The organism is Dickeya zeae NCPPB 2538, assembly GCF_000406165.1.
In the GTDB taxonomy this organism is placed as follows: Bacteria; Pseudomonadota; Gammaproteobacteria; order Enterobacterales; family Enterobacteriaceae; genus Dickeya; species Dickeya zeae.
This window is the reverse complement of record NZ_CM001977.1, coordinates 4,085,760-4,100,994: the sequence shown is the minus strand read 5'-3', so window position 1 is coordinate 4,100,994 and position 15,235 is coordinate 4,085,760. Positions and strand designations below refer to the sequence as shown.

Here is a 15,235-nt window from a genome sequence, read left to right as displayed (position 1 = left end):
TTTTTCTTAATGTAATTGAGGTAAAGCAAAAGCAAGTGAGCGTAACGATGCCTGCGGGTGCAGGCATCGTAAGTGGTTACTTCTCGGTGAAGCCTTGCTCGCGGGCGTTAATCTGCCAATGCAGCAGGGCGGGGAAGGCCGCGATTCGCTGTTGCTGCTCGGTGCTGATGGGGTGAGCGGTCGTCTGGGTGAGCATCGGGTTGGCGGCATCCCAGGAGTAACGTCCGGTACTGCCGACAGGAGTCACGCCTTGTTCATCAATCCACAACACCTGGTTGTAGCCAAACGCACGCGAGGTGTCGTCCTGTTCTGCCAGCATATTGCGCCCGCCGAGTGCGTAATAAGGGGTATCGGCGAGACTGTAAGCGTAGAGCGTTGGGAAGATATCCTTGTGCGAACCGGGGCGTGATGGGTCAAAGCGCCAGGCGGTGTTCGCCAGAATGGTTTTTGGCACGTACAGGTAGAAGGGGACGGCACGATCCAGGAATTGCTCATGCGGATACTGTGCCTTCAGACGGCGCATCTGGTGGTCGCCGGTTGCCGCAATCAGGGTGGACTCTCCCACCGGGGAGGATTTCACCGCCGCGATAAATTCTCCCAGCGCGTTGGTGGCGTACTGGTAGGTGGCCGCGATGGATTCTTGTTCCTGTTGACTGACTTCGGCGTGCGCCATCATTTCCGGCCCGGCATGCACCGGCTGTGGGTGATAGCTGGCAGGCACCTTATAGGGAGGATGGTTGGTGACGGTCAGAATACTGATGAAGAGCGGCTGGTGCGCTTCTGTCAGCAAACGTTGCGCCAGGCGAAACGCAAACTCATCCGGTACGCCCCAGTCGGTCAGCATGGCGCGCGATTCGGGGTAGCGTTCCATCAGGGAGCTTTGGTCGTAAATCTCATCCACACCAAGTCGGGGTAAATAGTTGCCGAAGTTACGCCACATCCGGCTCCCGGAAGTGATGAATACCACTTTGTAGCCCGCTTTTTTGTACGTGGCGTAAGGTGTGTCATCCAGCGATTTATATTGTGCGGATGAATGGCTGAGGTTCTGGATAGGGCTTTGGAAAAACAGCGCAGCGAACGATGGTGCCGTACCATTGCCTTCTGATACGAAGCGACGGAAAACGAAATCCGACGCGAAATGAGGCCGCAGCGCACCCAGCATGTCGTTATCGGGCAGGTGGTCATACACCAGCATGTTACTGCCCATGCTTTCCATCAGCGCCATCACCACGTTGGGGCGATGCTGAGCCAGCCAGGGGTTAGCGGGGGTGCGGCTTTCCAGTGTGGCCAGCCCACTTTGGGTTCGCAACTGCTCTCCCGCTGCACGTGTTACCGGCTCGAAGTGGATATCGTCATCCCTGTCCCCCATCGCCCAGGCCGATGCCATTAAACCATTGGGGGTGAGCTTATTGAGGATAGTGACGGAGGAAATTTGCGAGTCGTTACGCCGCAGTGGGAAGGTACTCAGGCTGCCGCGGATCATGGCGAAAAACACCAACAGGCTGATCAGCAGGTACACCACAAAGACCGGGTTGGGTAGCAAACGAGGTTGCCGTGCTGACCGCCGTATTTGTGCAAACCCAGTCTGCTGAGGCTGTGAAAAGAGGACTTTCCTGCCCAGTCGGTTGCTCAGCCAGACAAACAACGCTACCAGCAGTAGTGATCTGACAATCGGGTAGTCCTGCCAGATGGTGGTCATGACGGCGACTGGGCCATCGTCAATGAGCCCGAACGCGAAAATATCGATGTAGGTATGGTAGGTCTGGTAATAAAAATAGTTGATGATGGCGATGATGCTGACCAGAAATGCGCATACCCCCAGATACCAGGGCGCAATACGCTGCACCCAGCGCCAACCAGTGCGATGCACGCTCATCGCCAGGCCGATGACCAGCAGCGGCGCCAGCAGGATGGATACCGCACGTAAATCGTAACGTAACCCGGTTAGCCACATCAGTCTGACTGCGGCGTCGTAATGTTGTAATTGCTGTGTGTCGGCAAACACTGAAAACATGGTCAGACGGGCGCCAGACAACAACAGGCTCAATAATAAAATTTGGCACCACAGGGTTTTTAACAGGGTGCGGGCATGCTGTTGGTAGTTATCCATTTTTATTCTTGGAGTGTTATCAGTAGGGGGAATGCTACGGTGTTATTGCAAAAAAATCTCAGTTACATGTCAGGAAGATGAAAGAAAATATGAACGGCAGACCGGGGCCTGCCGTTGTGTTCAGTGCTGCCTGTTTCACCCTCAGTCAATCGTGTGCTTATAGTCGATTTTATTGACGTACCAGACCCTGGGACCGGTAGGCGTACTGACCACCGCTTCTTCGTCCACCGCTTTTTTCAGCAGGGCGCGGGCCATTGGCGCGTCAATCGAGATGTAATCTTTTCGGCCATAGATTTCATCCGGCCCGACGATACGAAAGCGTTTAACCTCGCCCTCTTCGTTTTCCACCTCGACCCAGGCACCAAAGAATACCTTGCCGTCCTGCTGGGGGGAGTAATCCACCACCCGCACCACCTGCAGGCGTTTGCGCAAGTAACGTACCCGGCGGTCGATTTCACGCAACAAGCGTTTGTTGTAGAGGTAATCGGCGTTTTCGCTGCGATCGCCCAAACTGGCCGCCCAGGCTACCTTCTCTGTGATTTCCGGGCGACGCTCTTTCCACAGATAGTTCAGTTCCTGATGCAGGGCTTCATAGCCTTCGCGAGTGATCAGATCGGTTTTCATACGCTTTTCTGAAATGTGAAGATCATAAAATCGTTATAATCGACAACTGTGAGATAACATAGCGGATAAATCGTCATTTGTAGCGTAGCTTACGGTGAATTATGGCGGGAACGGCTTGATTACAACGTATTTTTATATCCTTTGTAACAATTTTGCCTAGAATGTATACCAGAAACGGCTGTCAGTTCGTTGCGCGTTTCTGAACAATACTAGATTGTGTTTCGTGATGGAACCAAGCGCTGGCGGCTATCATGTCTTTGGAGAAGAGAGATGCAAGAGAATTATAAAATTCTGGTTGTGGATGACGATATGCGCCTGCGAGCGTTATTGGAACGCTATCTGACCGAACAGGGTTTTCAGGTACGTAGTGTTGCCAATGCCGAACAGATGGATCGCCTGCTGACGCGCGAATCCTTCCATCTGATGGTATTGGATTTGATGTTACCGGGCGAGGATGGGTTGTCCATCTGCCGTCGTCTGCGCAGTCAAAGCAACCCGATGCCGATCATCATGGTGACGGCGAAAGGCGAAGAAGTGGATAGAATCGTAGGGCTGGAAATCGGTGCCGACGATTATATTCCCAAACCGTTTAACCCACGCGAACTGCTGGCCCGTATTCGTGCGGTACTGCGCCGTCAGGCGAATGAATTGCCCGGCGCACCGTCACAGGAAGAAGCGGTCATCGCATTCGGTAAATTTAAACTGAATCTGGGCACGCGCGAGATGTTCCGTGACGATGAACCCATGCCGCTGACCAGTGGCGAGTTCGCGGTACTTAAGGCGCTGGTGAGCCACCCGCGTGAGCCGCTGTCTCGCGACAAACTGATGAATCTGGCTCGTGGCCGTGAATACAGCGCCATGGAACGTTCCATTGACGTGCAGATTTCCCGCTTGCGCCGCATGGTAGAGGAAGACCCGGCACATCCGCGCTATATCCAGACCGTGTGGGGACTGGGTTACGTTTTTGTGCCGGACGGCAGTAAAGCATGATTCGATGGCGCTTCTCACCACGCAGCGCCTTCGCCCGCACGCTGTTGCTGATTGTTACTCTGCTATTCGTTAGCCTTGTCACCACCTATCTGGTGGTGCTTAACTTCGCGATTCTGCCCAGTCTGCAACAGTTCAACAAAGTTCTGGCCTATGAGGTCAGAATGTTGATGACGGACAAGCTGCAACTGGAAGATGGTTCCACGCTGGACGTCCCCCCGGCGTTCCGGCGTGAGATTTATCGCGAGCTGGGTATTTCGCTCTACACCAACGCCGCAGCCGAAGAGAGCGGTCTGCGCTGGGCGCAGCACTACAAGTTTCTGAGCCAGCAGATGGCGCAGCAACTGGGTGGGCCGACCGAAGTGCGGGTTGAGGTCAGCAAGAATACGCCGGTGGTCTGGCTGAAAACCTGGTTATCGCCGGATATCTGGGTTCGGGTGCCGCTAACGGAAATCCATCAGGGCGATTTCTCGCCACTGTTTCGTTATACCCTGGCTATTATGCTGCTGGTGATAGGCGGCGCCTGGTTATTTATTCGGGTGCAGAACCGACCCTTGGTGGAGCTAGAGCACGCTGCCATTCAGGTGGGGAAAGGCATTATTCCGCCACCGTTACGTGAATATGGTGCTTCGGAGGTGCGTTCGGTGACGCGAGCTTTCAACCAGATGGCATCCGGGGTCAAGCTACTGGCGGATGACCGAACGTTACTGATGGCTGGCGTCAGCCATGACTTGCGCACGCCGTTGACCCGCATTCGTCTGGCAACCGAGATGATGGGCCAGGAAGATGAATACCTGGCGGAATCTATCAATAAAGATATTGAAGAGTGTAACGCCATCATCGAGCAGTTCATCGACTACCTGCGTACGGGTCAGGAAATGCAGATGGAGGTCGCTGACCTCAATGCGATTCTGGGTGAAGTGGTTGCGTCTGAAAGCGGTTATGAGCGGGAAATCGACAGTGAATTGACTCTGGGCGAACTGCCGATGAAGGTCAGCCCTTTGTCGATTAAACGAGCGGTAGCGAATCTGGTCGTGAATGCTGCGCGTTATGGTAATGGCTGGATTCGTGTCAGCAGCGGCCGGGAATTACAGCGAGCCTGGTTCCAGGTGGAAGACGATGGCCCCGGTATCGACCCATCGCAGTTGGCGCACCTGTTTCAGCCGTTTGTTCGTGGTGATAGTGCCCGCAGTACCAGCGGCACCGGGTTAGGCCTGGCGATCGTGCAGCGTATTATTGACGCACATAACGGATCGTTGGATGTGGGGAAAAGTGAGCGCGGCGGACTACGCGTGCGGGCTTATTTGCCACTGGCGTTCCCGAACTCATCCAGCACGGCTTCAGTCCGTGTGCGTGAGGGCCATCGACGTAGCTCGACGCAGACAGGTCGCACCCGGCAAGGCAAAGAGTAATATCGACCCACCGAGGTGAAATCGGTGAAAATAACAAAGAAAAGGCGCGTTATCGCGCCTTTTTGCTGTCGGAAAACGCCGCCGGGCGGCGATCGTCGAGGTTAGCGTTTCGGCCCGGCGGATACCAGTGCCGCACCGGCTGGGGTGTCGGTGTATTTATCGAAGTTGGTGATAAAGCGCTGCGCCAGATCGTGTGCTTTCTCTTCCCACTGCTCTACAGAAGCGTAGGTGTCGCGAGGATCCAGAATCGCTGGATCAACACCCGGCAATGCGGTCGGGATCGCCAGATCGAAGATCGGCAACGTTTGGGTTTCAGCGTCATCGATGCTGCCATTGAGGATTGCGTCGATAATGCCGCGAGTGTCCTTAATGGAGATACGTTTGCCGGTGCCGTTCCAGCCGGTATTGACCAGATAGGCTTTTGCACCTGCTGCCTGCATGCGTTTCACCAGGACTTCTGCGTACTGCGTCGGGTGCAGCGTCAGGAACGCTGCGCCAAAGCAGGCGGAGAAGGTAGGGGTTGGCTCGGTGACGCCGCGCTCGGTTCCCGCCAGCTTGGCGGTAAAACCAGACAGGAAGTGGTACTGGGTTTGGTCCGCTGTCAGGCGGGATACCGGTGGCAGCACGCCGAAAGCATCGGCGGTCAGGAATATCACCTTGGTGGCGTGCCCGGCTTTGGACACCGGCTTCACGATATTATCGATGTGATAGATCGGGTAAGACACGCGGGTGTTTTCGGTTTTAGAACCGTCGCTGAAATCAACGCTGCCATCGGCCAGCACCGTCACGTTTTCCAGCAGCGCATCGCGCCGGATAGCGTGGTAAATGTCCGGTTCGGCTTCAGCGGAGAGGTTGATGGTTTTCGCATAGCAACCACCCTCGAAGTTGAACACGCCGTCATCATCCCAGCCGTGCTCGTCATCGCCGATCAACTGGCGTTTCGGGTCGGTGGACAGCGTGGTTTTGCCAGTACCGGACAAGCCGAAGAACACCGCAACATCGCCTTTCTCGCCAACGTTGGCCGAGCAATGCATGGACGCGATGCCTTTGAGTGGCAGCAGGTAGTTCATGATGGAGAACAACCCTTTCTTCATCTCGCCGCCGTACCAGGTACCGCCGATGAGCTGGATGCGCTCCGTCAGGTTGAACGCCACGAAGTTCTCTGAGTTCAGCCCTTGTTCTTGCCACTGCGGGTTAGTGCATTTCGCACCGTTCATCACGATGAAATCCGGCTCGAAACCCTGCAACTCCTCCTCGCTGGGGCGAATAAACATGTTTTTCACGAAGTGGGCCTGCCAGGCCACTTCAGTGATAAAACGGACCTTCAGGCGAGTGTCGGCATTAGCGCCACAGAAAGCATCAACGACAAACACGCGTTTGCCCGACAACTGGTTGGTGACCAGCTGTTTCAGGTGTTGCCAGTTTTCCTGGCTAAGCGGATGGTTGTCGTTTTTGCCTTTGCCCTGATCAGACCACCAGACGGTATTGCGAGTCACATCGTCACGAACGATGTACTTATCCTTTGGCGAACGGCCAGTGAAAATGCCTGTATCAACGGCAACGGCACCCAGTTGGGTTTCGATACCGCGTTCATAACCTTGCAGGGTAGGGGATGTTTCTTCAGTAAACAGTAAATCGTAGCTTGGGTTGTAGACAATTTCGCGGACATCATGAATACCATAAGCCGTCAGTGCCTCTGGCGTAATGCCTTTCATCTGCATGTTGCTACTCCTAGATCGTTATAGTTGTACTACATAGTAAGTCTAGAAGGTGAGCTTATTTTAACCGCGATAACAATCAAAAAATTAAATAAATTCATTAATAACTTTGCTTATACATGTGAACGGAAAGTAAGCAAATGGTTGGTATGTAAGCAAAATAGTGCGATAAAAACACCAGCGGCTTACTGATGTACTGATTAATCTGAAAAGAGCAGATAGCCCGCTGGCGGGCTATCTGTAATGAATGAATACGCTGTGATATGACGCGGAAATAATTAGCGTGATTAATGTAAGGTCGGGTTGGCGCTGGACTGACGAATGTTGTCGATGTCCTTGGCATTAAACAGATAATGGCTGCCACAATAGTCGCAGTGCATATCGATTTGCCCGTCTTGCACCAGAATATCGCTGACCTCATCCGCTGGCAGCGTCATCAGCGCGTCAGCACAGCGTTCCCGTGAACAGTGGCATTTGAACTCGACCGGCTGCGGCTCATACAGCGTGACGTTTTCCTGATGGTACAACCGGTACAGCACATCGTTGGCTGGCAGGCCAAACAGTTCTTCCGCTTTCACCGTGGCGGTTAGCTGTGTGAGATGGTCAAAATCCTCACGGTTGCCGTGCTGTGCGGGCAGCACCTGTAGCAGCATTCCGGCAGCGCACTGGCGGCCATCATGCTCACCGGTGCGAATGAACAGCCGCGTTGGCAACTGCTCGGATTGCTGGAAGTAATTTTCCAGACAGGCCGCCACATCCTCGCCATCCAGACCCACCACGCCCTGATAACGTTCACCTTCAGTCGGGGTGATGGTTATCACCAGATAACCGTTGCCGACCATGTCGCGCAGTGAACTGTCGGCGGCAATGTCGCCTTGCAAACGCGCAACGCCGCGCATTTGCTGCTGGTGGTTACCGTTAATCACCGCCAGTTTCAGCGGGCCGTCGCCCTGTAACTGTACCGTGATATCGCCGCTGAATTTGAGCGTAGCGGTCAACAGGCTGGTGGCTACCAGCATCTCGCCCAGCAGGTTTTTTACCGGTACCGGGTAGTCGTGATTCGCCAGCATGTGCTGGAAGGTGTCGCTTACCGTGACTAGTTCGCCGCGAACAGCATGATTTTCGAACAGGTAACGATGCAATTGGTCATGATTGGCCATAATGTTCTCTCGTGGTGACGACGGCTTATTCCGTATCACTGTATTTGAATTTGATTAAATCCCGACGCTCTTTCTTATCCGGCCGCCGGTCCGGGTGCGGCATCGACAGGGCATTCAGCTTTCTGGCTTGCGCCAGCTTTTCACGCTTTTCAATGCTCTGCGGCGTTTCTTCATATAACGCCTGAGCTTGTGCCGCCGGGCGGCGCTGATCGCTAACTGCGCGAACCATTACCGTGCGCGTATCGTTGCCCTGACGCAGCGTAATTTCGGCATCTAATTCCACCAGCTTGCCCGGTTTGCTGCGCTGGCCGTTATAGTGCACTTTGCCGCCGTCGATCATCTCACGCGCCAGAGCACGGGTTTTGTAAAAACGCGCAGCCCATAGCCACTTATCTAACCGGACGGCGTTGTCGTCATCGTGTTGACGGTCTTTACTCATGAACACTCCTGATTGCCGACGCGAATCGACTGATGAATGTCCGGCAAAAAGGCCAGATAGTCATTCATCGACGGGTGTTGCTGGAAGCGATTTTCCTGCCGACTGGTTGAGTCAGGATTGCTGACACCCAGACAATAGCGGATACCGAAGGTTCTGGCGGCATCCAGAATTGGCTCGCTGTCATCCACAAACAGGGTTCGTTCCGGGTTAAACCCGATGTCTTCCTGCACTGCCTGCCATAATCGCTGATCTTCCTTGGGATACCCATAAGTATGGGTGGAAAGCAATAAATCAAGGTGCCTATCCAGCCCGGTATGAGCCACCTTGACGGACAGGCTATGCGGATGGGCGTTGGTCAGCAAAACCGACCGGCGGCCGCTTTTACGCAGCGCGTGCAGAAATGGCGTGGTGTCATCCCGCAAGCGGGCGCGGTGGCCGATGTCACTGGTCATCTGGTAAATATCCAGCCCCAGTCGCTCACTCCAGTAATCGAAGCAGTACCAGTTCAGGGTATGACGCACTGCCTGGTATTCCACTGCGATCAATTGCTGTGCCTGATCCAGGCTGATTTCACGCTGACGACTCAGGGATTCCGGTACCAATTGCAGCCAGAAATAGCTGTCGAACGCAAGGTCGAGCAGCGTACCGTCCATATCCAGCAGGACGGTATCGATCTCATTCCAGTTCAGTTCGGGATTCATACATACTCCAGGACAATGCCCCGTTTCCGGTGTAACCGGAAGCGGGGTAGTCGATATTATTCGCGTAGCATAACCGCTAAACGCGGCTGATAGCACGTATCGATTGAGGTGAGCTAGGAGTGAACCGCATTGCCGTACAGGGGACTGGCGGTCGGTGCTTCCGGCACCAGATGGCGCGCATAGTATTGCTGAATATTGGCAATACGCTGCTGGCTGCGGCGGCGTTTGACCAGCAGCAACAGCAGATTCAGCACCAGAATGACGCTGAAGGCCAGCAACAGCAGGCAGGCACCCAGCGAGCGCCACATGGTAACGGCGTCAGGTTCGCTATGCAGCGAAATATGGCGGGTACCATTGGCGTCGATGCTGATCTGCGTTATCACGCCAGTGGCTTCAAACGGCGTATGCAGCAACAGCGAGGACAGGCGTTGAAGTTCCTGCCATTGCTCCTGCGGCGGGAGATCGCGCAGTGGTGCCACCGGTGCCTGATGATTGACGAATTGCCTGCCTTCGTCACTGCGAATCAGAAAACCGCCCGGCGGCGGGCTGTTCAGTGAATTGGAGGCGGTAATGATTTCGCGACTGTAGAACTCGTCGGTGGCGTTTTTCACCAAAGCATCCAGTGATTCAGCACTGACCGGGCGTAACACCACGCTCATGCCTTTCAGCGCGCCGGAGCGCGCCCGTTTAACCAATAGGTCCCAGTTTTTGGCATTGCCTAAATTGATCAGCGCATTTTTGAGCCGGATACAATCTTCTTCTTTCTCACATAAGGCATCGGTTTTCAGCACGATATCGGAGAAGTTATTGAGCAGAATCATACCGGATTTCTGAATAGCATCTGCCAACTGGGAACTGACCTGATTGTCGCTGGCGGCGGGGTGCAACTGCTCGTTCACCGTTTTTTGTAAGGCGGCGGTTTTCTCGATGGTGTCTGATTCAGGTAATGGCAGCGGTGCCGCTTTATTCCAGTAAATGGCGGCGCAGTCAAACGGGGCGAAAGGCGAGGCTTTGGATGCCGTTGGGTTGAGGCTAATCGGCGGCACATAGCACATCCCGCTGCCGCGTACCTGTAGTTTATCGCCAATGTGCAGCGGCATGCGTTCCAGCTCTTCAACCTGGTTTACTTTGATGCTGCTGGCACCCTGAACCCAGGCCAGACTGAGCTTTAAGGGAAGATCAAGCGGTACTGACGTCAACAGTAGGATCAGGCTGAGCAGTGCACCGACGGCCAGTACGGCGTTTTTGCCCCATTGCTGTAGCGGGAAGAATTTGACTTCGTTATGTAAGGACAGATAGTTGCCCTGACGCACGACCTGGCGGGTCAGATAAATATCCACATCGGTTTTTTTGCCGAGGTCGTAGCCAATGTAAGGCTGCCAGTGGGGGGGATAAATAAGGTCGATATTGCCGAGCGAGACATTGCTGATCTGGCTTTGTGTGGTGTCGCTGAATAATCCCATGCATTGTGGTGTGCCATGCAGGCAATGCACTTCGCGCAGTTCTTTTTGCGATGGAGGTCGAAACAACTGCCAGCATCCCCAGGCGGCCATCAGGCAAGCGACACCGGCCAGCCAGGGCAACATCGTCAGCGGACTGGTCAGGCTAAACACCAGCAGCAGAAACGCCAGACTCAGTACTCCGGTTTCACGCAGACCGCGTGAACGGTGCACGGCATGCTCTTCCGGCGTTTCCTTGCGGATAGCGACCAGCTCGGTGTGTTCGTAGCTTTCCGGGCGAATGTATGCCTGTTCGCCAGGGATGTCTGAACCGGCGAACGAATCCATTTCGGTCACCACTTCCGTCAATGAATGGCCGTTCAACGAAATCACCAGTGGGATCGAACGGGTTTTGATCAGTTCGATTTCATTGTTCTGAGTGATGTATTGCTCCCAACGTGCAGGCAGGTGGATTTCCTGAGTATCGATGTAATAGCGCCATTTATTGGGCGCGTCAGTGCTCAGCCCATAGCGGGTGATGCTATGGGTTATAGGGTACACCCGATTGCCCGGCAGCAGACGGGGCAAGGTAGCCGGAACAGACGCAGAAACCGGACTGTCTATGTGGGCCATGGCCAGATAGCGTTCGACGGCAATACGTTCCGACGCTGTCAGCTGGCGATGTCCCGATGGTGTAACCGGCAAACGTTTGGCGAATAGAAGACGACGATACATGAGATAGCCAATGATCCCCCCCACGACAATTAGACAGGCAAACAATACAGCCAATATGATGAGTATTGTGCGCATATTATCTCCCGCTAACAGCGTAAGGTTCCCCCTGTTATTCCCGGATAGTAACAAAACTACACGAACAATGTTAACCCACGTCGTACAGTTAATAACTGAATTAACCGACTATTACTTGTTTAACAGCGCATATTAGCAAGCTAGCTCGAACGCGAAAATGAGGAAAATCTGAATTTTTTCTGATGGGTTTATGGTGGCGGCGCATCGTTATACTGTCGTTTTTTGTATAAAAAAACTAATGTGTGAGCGTTGTTGCGAATATGTAAATTCACCATGATAGAGTTGCAGCGACTGTTAATGTTAACGCACAATATGACTTACTGAATATTTTGCAGGAAATCGCGGCTCTACCAGTTTGTGTTCCGTGCCGACACTGGCCTGAACGGGAAAGCCTGTTGCGGTTTCCTCATCGAGGCCACGATGGATAATAACCTGCAAAAACCTAAAATCCTCAAGGTTGAGACCGTAGCCCGTTCACATCTGTTCAATGTGGAGGCCGTTGATCTGGAGTTTAGCAACGGTGAGCGCCGCATCTATGAACGTATGCGTCCGTCAGGCCGTGAAGCGGTGATGATAGTACCGGTCATCGGCGATGAACTGTTGTTGATTCGTGAATATGCGGTAGGGATTGAGCAGTATGAATTGGGGTTCCCCAAAGGGCTGATTGACCCAGGTGAGACCGTATTTGAAGCGGCTAACCGTGAACTGATGGAAGAGGTCGGTTTTGGTGCCGAACGGTTTGAATTGTTATCCACCCTGACGATGGCACCGTCGTATTTTTCCAGCAGCATGAATATCGTGGTGGCGAGCGGTCTTTATCCGAAACGCTTGCAAGGTGACGAGCCAGAACCGTTGCAGTTAGTTCGCTGGCCGCTGGCAAACATGATGTCGCTGCTGAAAGAGCCGGATTTTCGCGAAGCACGTAACGTGAGTGCGTTATTTTTAGCGCAACAGTTTTTGGCACAACCGTTTTCGGCGCAGCAGGACGAATCGTCAACGTAATGGCTTCATCACAGTCCAGATAAAGAACCCGATCGAGATAAAGAAAAAGGCGCGAATATCGCGCCTTTTTGCTGTGTGGTTATCGCGGTCGCGGCACAGCCCCATCAGAACCGCACCGCGTGTTCGCATCAGAATAGCTCTTCTGCCTGACCGCTGCTGGTGTTGTACAGCGTGGTACCGGCGTCATGCACGGCCCGCTCAGTGGGTTGCGTACCGTCGATGAAATACTCCTGACGACTATTCCCGCCGCCATCCGACAGTTTGCCGGTGCTGCGATCGATAGTGACCGTCACGACGCCCTGCGGCGGCGTCTTCGGCTGTTCTGGTACGCCGGCCAGCGCCACCTTCATATAGTCATCCCAGGCAGGTTCAGCACTTTTTGCTCCGCCTTCATAACCGGAAATCTGGTCGCGAATCACACCAGATGCAGATGTTCGGCCAAGATCACGGCGGTGATCGTCAAAACCAATCCACACCGAAGCAACAACATTTGCACCATAACCGGAGAACCAGGCGTCTTTCGAGTTGTTGGTTGTACCGGTTTTGCCACCAATATCATGGCGTTGCAGTACTTTACCCGCGCGCCAGCCGGTACCCATCCAGCCCGGTTCGCCAAACACGTTACTGTTGAGCGCGTCTTTGATCAGGAAGGCCAAAGGCGTGCTGATAACATGCGGGGCGTACGGTTGAGCGGCGGCTTGTTTAGCGACTTCCGACGGTGTAATCGGGTCAACCTGCGGGGCGGCCTGTACCGGATTTTCCTGCGATGTCGCGACGTTCTCCATGCTGTCATCCGACAGGACGGCGGAACGTTGGGTATCGCCGTAAATGACCGGCAGATTGCAGGTATCGCACACGATTTTCGGTGTGGCGCTGAAAACGGTATTACCGGCAGCGTTGTTGATTTTGGTGATGAAGTAAGGGTCGACCAGATAGCCGCCGTTAGCCATTACCGAGTAACCACGCACTACCTGCAACGGTGTAAACGACGCGGCACCTAGCGCCAGTGATTCGGTATGTACGATGTTCTGTTCCGGGAAGCCGAAGCGTTCCAGATAATTAGCGGCGTAATCCACGCCCATCGCACGCATTGCACGCACCATCACCACGTTTTTCGACTGTCCCAGGCCCTGGCGCAAACGGATTGGGCCGTCATAGACCGGCGGTGAGTTTTTCGGGCTCCAGTCGGAACCCGCACCGGGATCCCAGCGTGTAATTGGGGCGTCGTTGAGGATAGTCGCCAGCGTCAGGCCTTTATCCATCGCAGCGGTGTACAGGAATGGCTTGATATTTGACCCTACCTGCCGCAGCGCCTGCGTAGCACGGTTGAACTTGCTCTGATTGAAATCGAACCCGCCAACCAGCGCCAGTATCGCGCCGTCTTGCGGATTGAGGGAGACCAGCGCCGAGTTGACGTCAGGCACCTGCGCCAGCCACCAGTCGTTGTCGACTTTGCGTACCCAGATTTGTTGACCAGCAGCCAGTACATCGGTGACGCGTTTTGGCGTGGGGCCTTGCTGGTCATCCGAACGATAGGCGCGTGCCCAGCGTACACCCAACATTGGCAGTTCTATCTTATCGCCGTTAGCCATCACGGCATGGGCTTTATCGGCGCTGGCATCGGTAACAACCGCCGGGAACAACGGCCCGTAAACCGGTAATTTTTTCAGTGCCTCGACAATCTTGTCCTGCGTCAATGCAGGAGTACCGACTTTCCACAGCACCTGGTCCGGGCCGCGATAGCCGTGACGCATATCGTAGGCGATAACGTTGTTGTGGACCGCGTCTTCCGCTGCCAATTGCAGTTTGCGGGTGATAGTGGTGTAGACCTGATAACCGTCGCTATACGCATCTTCGCCGTAGCGCTTCACCATTTCCTGGCGAACCATTTCGGCCATATAGGGCGCGGAGAAGGCGATTTCTGGTGCGTGATAGTCCGCCACCAGCTTTTCGTTACGGGCCTGATCGTACTGCGCCTGCGTGATGTAGTTCTCGTCCAGCATGCGCGACAGCACCACGTTACGACGCGCTACGGCACGATCGTAAGAGTAAAGCGGGTTAAAGGTGGACGGCGCTTTCGGCAAACCGGCAATCATTGCCATTTGCGCCAGCGTCAACTGGTCGACGGGTTGTCCGAAATAGACCTGTGCGGCGGCACCCACGCCGTAAGCGCGGTATCCCAGATAGATCTTGTTCAGATACAGCTCCAGGATTTCGTCTTTGGTCAGTGTTTGTTCGATGCGGATAGCCAGAAACACTTCCTTAATCTTACGCAACAGCGTGCGCTCAGGACTCAGGAAGAAATTACGTGCCAACTGCTGGGTGATGGTACTTGCCCCTTGCGATGCATGGCCAGAGGTCAGGGCAATCACCGCCGCGCGAATAATCCCCTGCGGGTCAACACCGTGATGTTCAAAGAAACGGCTGTCTTCTGTGGCGATAAACGCGTTAACCAGCATCGGCGGGATCTGGTCCAGCTTCAGCGGGATACGACGCTTCTCACCAAACTGGGCGATCAGCTCGCCGTCAGCACTGTAAACCTGCATCGGAGTTTGCAGGCGGACATCTTTCAGCGTAGCGACATCGGGTAACTGTGGCTCGATATAGCGATAGAGGCCATAGAGCGAAGCGACTCCCAGCAGAATGCAACTCACTGCAAGGATGAATAGATACTTTACGAACTTCACCGGAGATTTTCCATTCAGTAGCAATTGAATAGTTTATAAACAGACGGGCGCTAGTATAAAGGGAAGCCAGCAAGGTGGATATACCCGTCGTCTTTCAGATTACAGGCGCATGGTGGCCTGCTGTACCCGGCTTTTTATGGTCCTCT

11 protein-coding genes are annotated in these 15,235 nt (G+C 54.2%); 3 read left to right on the top strand and 8 right to left on the bottom strand.

Annotation, left to right across the window (positions count from 1 at the left end; all coding sequences use genetic code 11):
* Window positions 1-76 precede the first annotated feature (76 nt).
* Both DZE2538_RS18005 and greB read right to left on the bottom strand, forming a co-directional pair.
* The gene (locus DZE2538_RS18005) at window positions 77-2,110 is read right to left on the bottom strand and encodes an LTA synthase family protein (protein ID WP_038916913.1); all 2,034 of its coding nucleotides are present in this window, start codon (window positions 2,108-2,110) and stop codon (window positions 77-79) included.
* A 141-nt stretch (window positions 2,111-2,251) separates the two neighbouring features.
* Window positions 2,252-2,734, bottom strand: coding sequence for a transcription elongation factor GreB (gene greB / locus DZE2538_RS18000; protein ID WP_038916912.1), 483 nt, complete (start codon window positions 2,732-2,734; stop codon window positions 2,252-2,254).
* A 270-nt stretch (window positions 2,735-3,004) separates the two neighbouring features.
* Between greB and ompR the strand changes: the two genes are divergently transcribed.
* Window positions 3,005-3,724, top strand: a complete 720-nt coding sequence (gene ompR, locus DZE2538_RS17995) for an osmolarity response regulator transcription factor OmpR (protein WP_001157747.1) — start codon at window positions 3,005-3,007, stop codon at window positions 3,722-3,724.
* Window positions 3,721-5,133: a two-component system sensor histidine kinase EnvZ gene (envZ, locus tag DZE2538_RS17990; RefSeq protein WP_038916911.1), complete on the top strand. Its 1,413-nt coding sequence runs from the start codon at window positions 3,721-3,723 to the stop codon at window positions 5,131-5,133. The genes ompR and envZ overlap by 4 nt, the downstream gene beginning before the upstream one ends.
* 101 nt (window positions 5,134-5,234) lie before the next feature.
* Here envZ and pckA read toward each other — a convergent pair whose 3' ends face one another.
* From pckA to DZE2538_RS17965, 5 genes are all read right to left on the bottom strand, one after another.
* Window positions 5,235-6,854, bottom strand: a complete 1,620-nt coding sequence (gene pckA / locus DZE2538_RS17985) for a phosphoenolpyruvate carboxykinase (ATP) (RefSeq protein WP_012886417.1) — start codon at window positions 6,852-6,854, stop codon at window positions 5,235-5,237.
* 284 nt (window positions 6,855-7,138) lie between these two features.
* Complete coding sequence (gene hslO, locus DZE2538_RS17980; protein ID WP_038916910.1) at window positions 7,139-8,011, bottom strand: Hsp33 family molecular chaperone HslO; 873 nt, start codon at window positions 8,009-8,011, stop codon at window positions 7,139-7,141.
* Between the two features lie 25 nt (window positions 8,012-8,036).
* Entirely contained in the window at window positions 8,037-8,450 is a 414-nt protein-coding gene (gene hslR, locus DZE2538_RS17975; RefSeq protein ID WP_023640918.1) for a ribosome-associated heat shock protein Hsp15, read from the bottom strand.
* On the bottom strand, window positions 8,447-9,151 hold the full coding sequence (gene yrfG / locus DZE2538_RS17970; protein ID WP_038916909.1) for a GMP/IMP nucleotidase: 705 nt from the start codon (window positions 9,149-9,151) through the stop codon (window positions 8,447-8,449). The genes hslR and yrfG overlap by 4 nt, the downstream gene beginning before the upstream one ends.
* A gap of 113 nt (window positions 9,152-9,264) precedes the next feature.
* Window positions 9,265-11,400 carry an intracellular growth attenuator family protein gene (locus DZE2538_RS17965; protein WP_038916908.1) on the bottom strand — a complete coding sequence of 712 codons (2,136 nt, stop codon included), beginning with the start codon at window positions 11,398-11,400 and terminating at the stop codon, window positions 9,265-9,267.
* A gap of 420 nt (window positions 11,401-11,820) precedes the next feature.
* On the opposite strand from DZE2538_RS17965, the gene nudE reads away from it, so the two are divergent.
* Window positions 11,821-12,402, top strand: coding sequence for an ADP compounds hydrolase NudE (gene nudE, locus DZE2538_RS17960; protein WP_038917221.1), 582 nt, complete (start codon window positions 11,821-11,823; stop codon window positions 12,400-12,402).
* 128 nt (window positions 12,403-12,530) lie between these two features.
* Here the strand turns inward: nudE and mrcA are convergent, their stop codons facing one another.
* Window positions 12,531-15,089 (bottom strand): peptidoglycan glycosyltransferase/peptidoglycan DD-transpeptidase MrcA, encoded by a 2,559-nt coding sequence (gene mrcA / locus DZE2538_RS17955; RefSeq protein WP_038916907.1) that lies wholly within the window; start codon window positions 15,087-15,089, stop codon window positions 12,531-12,533.
* Between the last annotated feature and the right edge of the window lie 146 nt (window positions 15,090-15,235).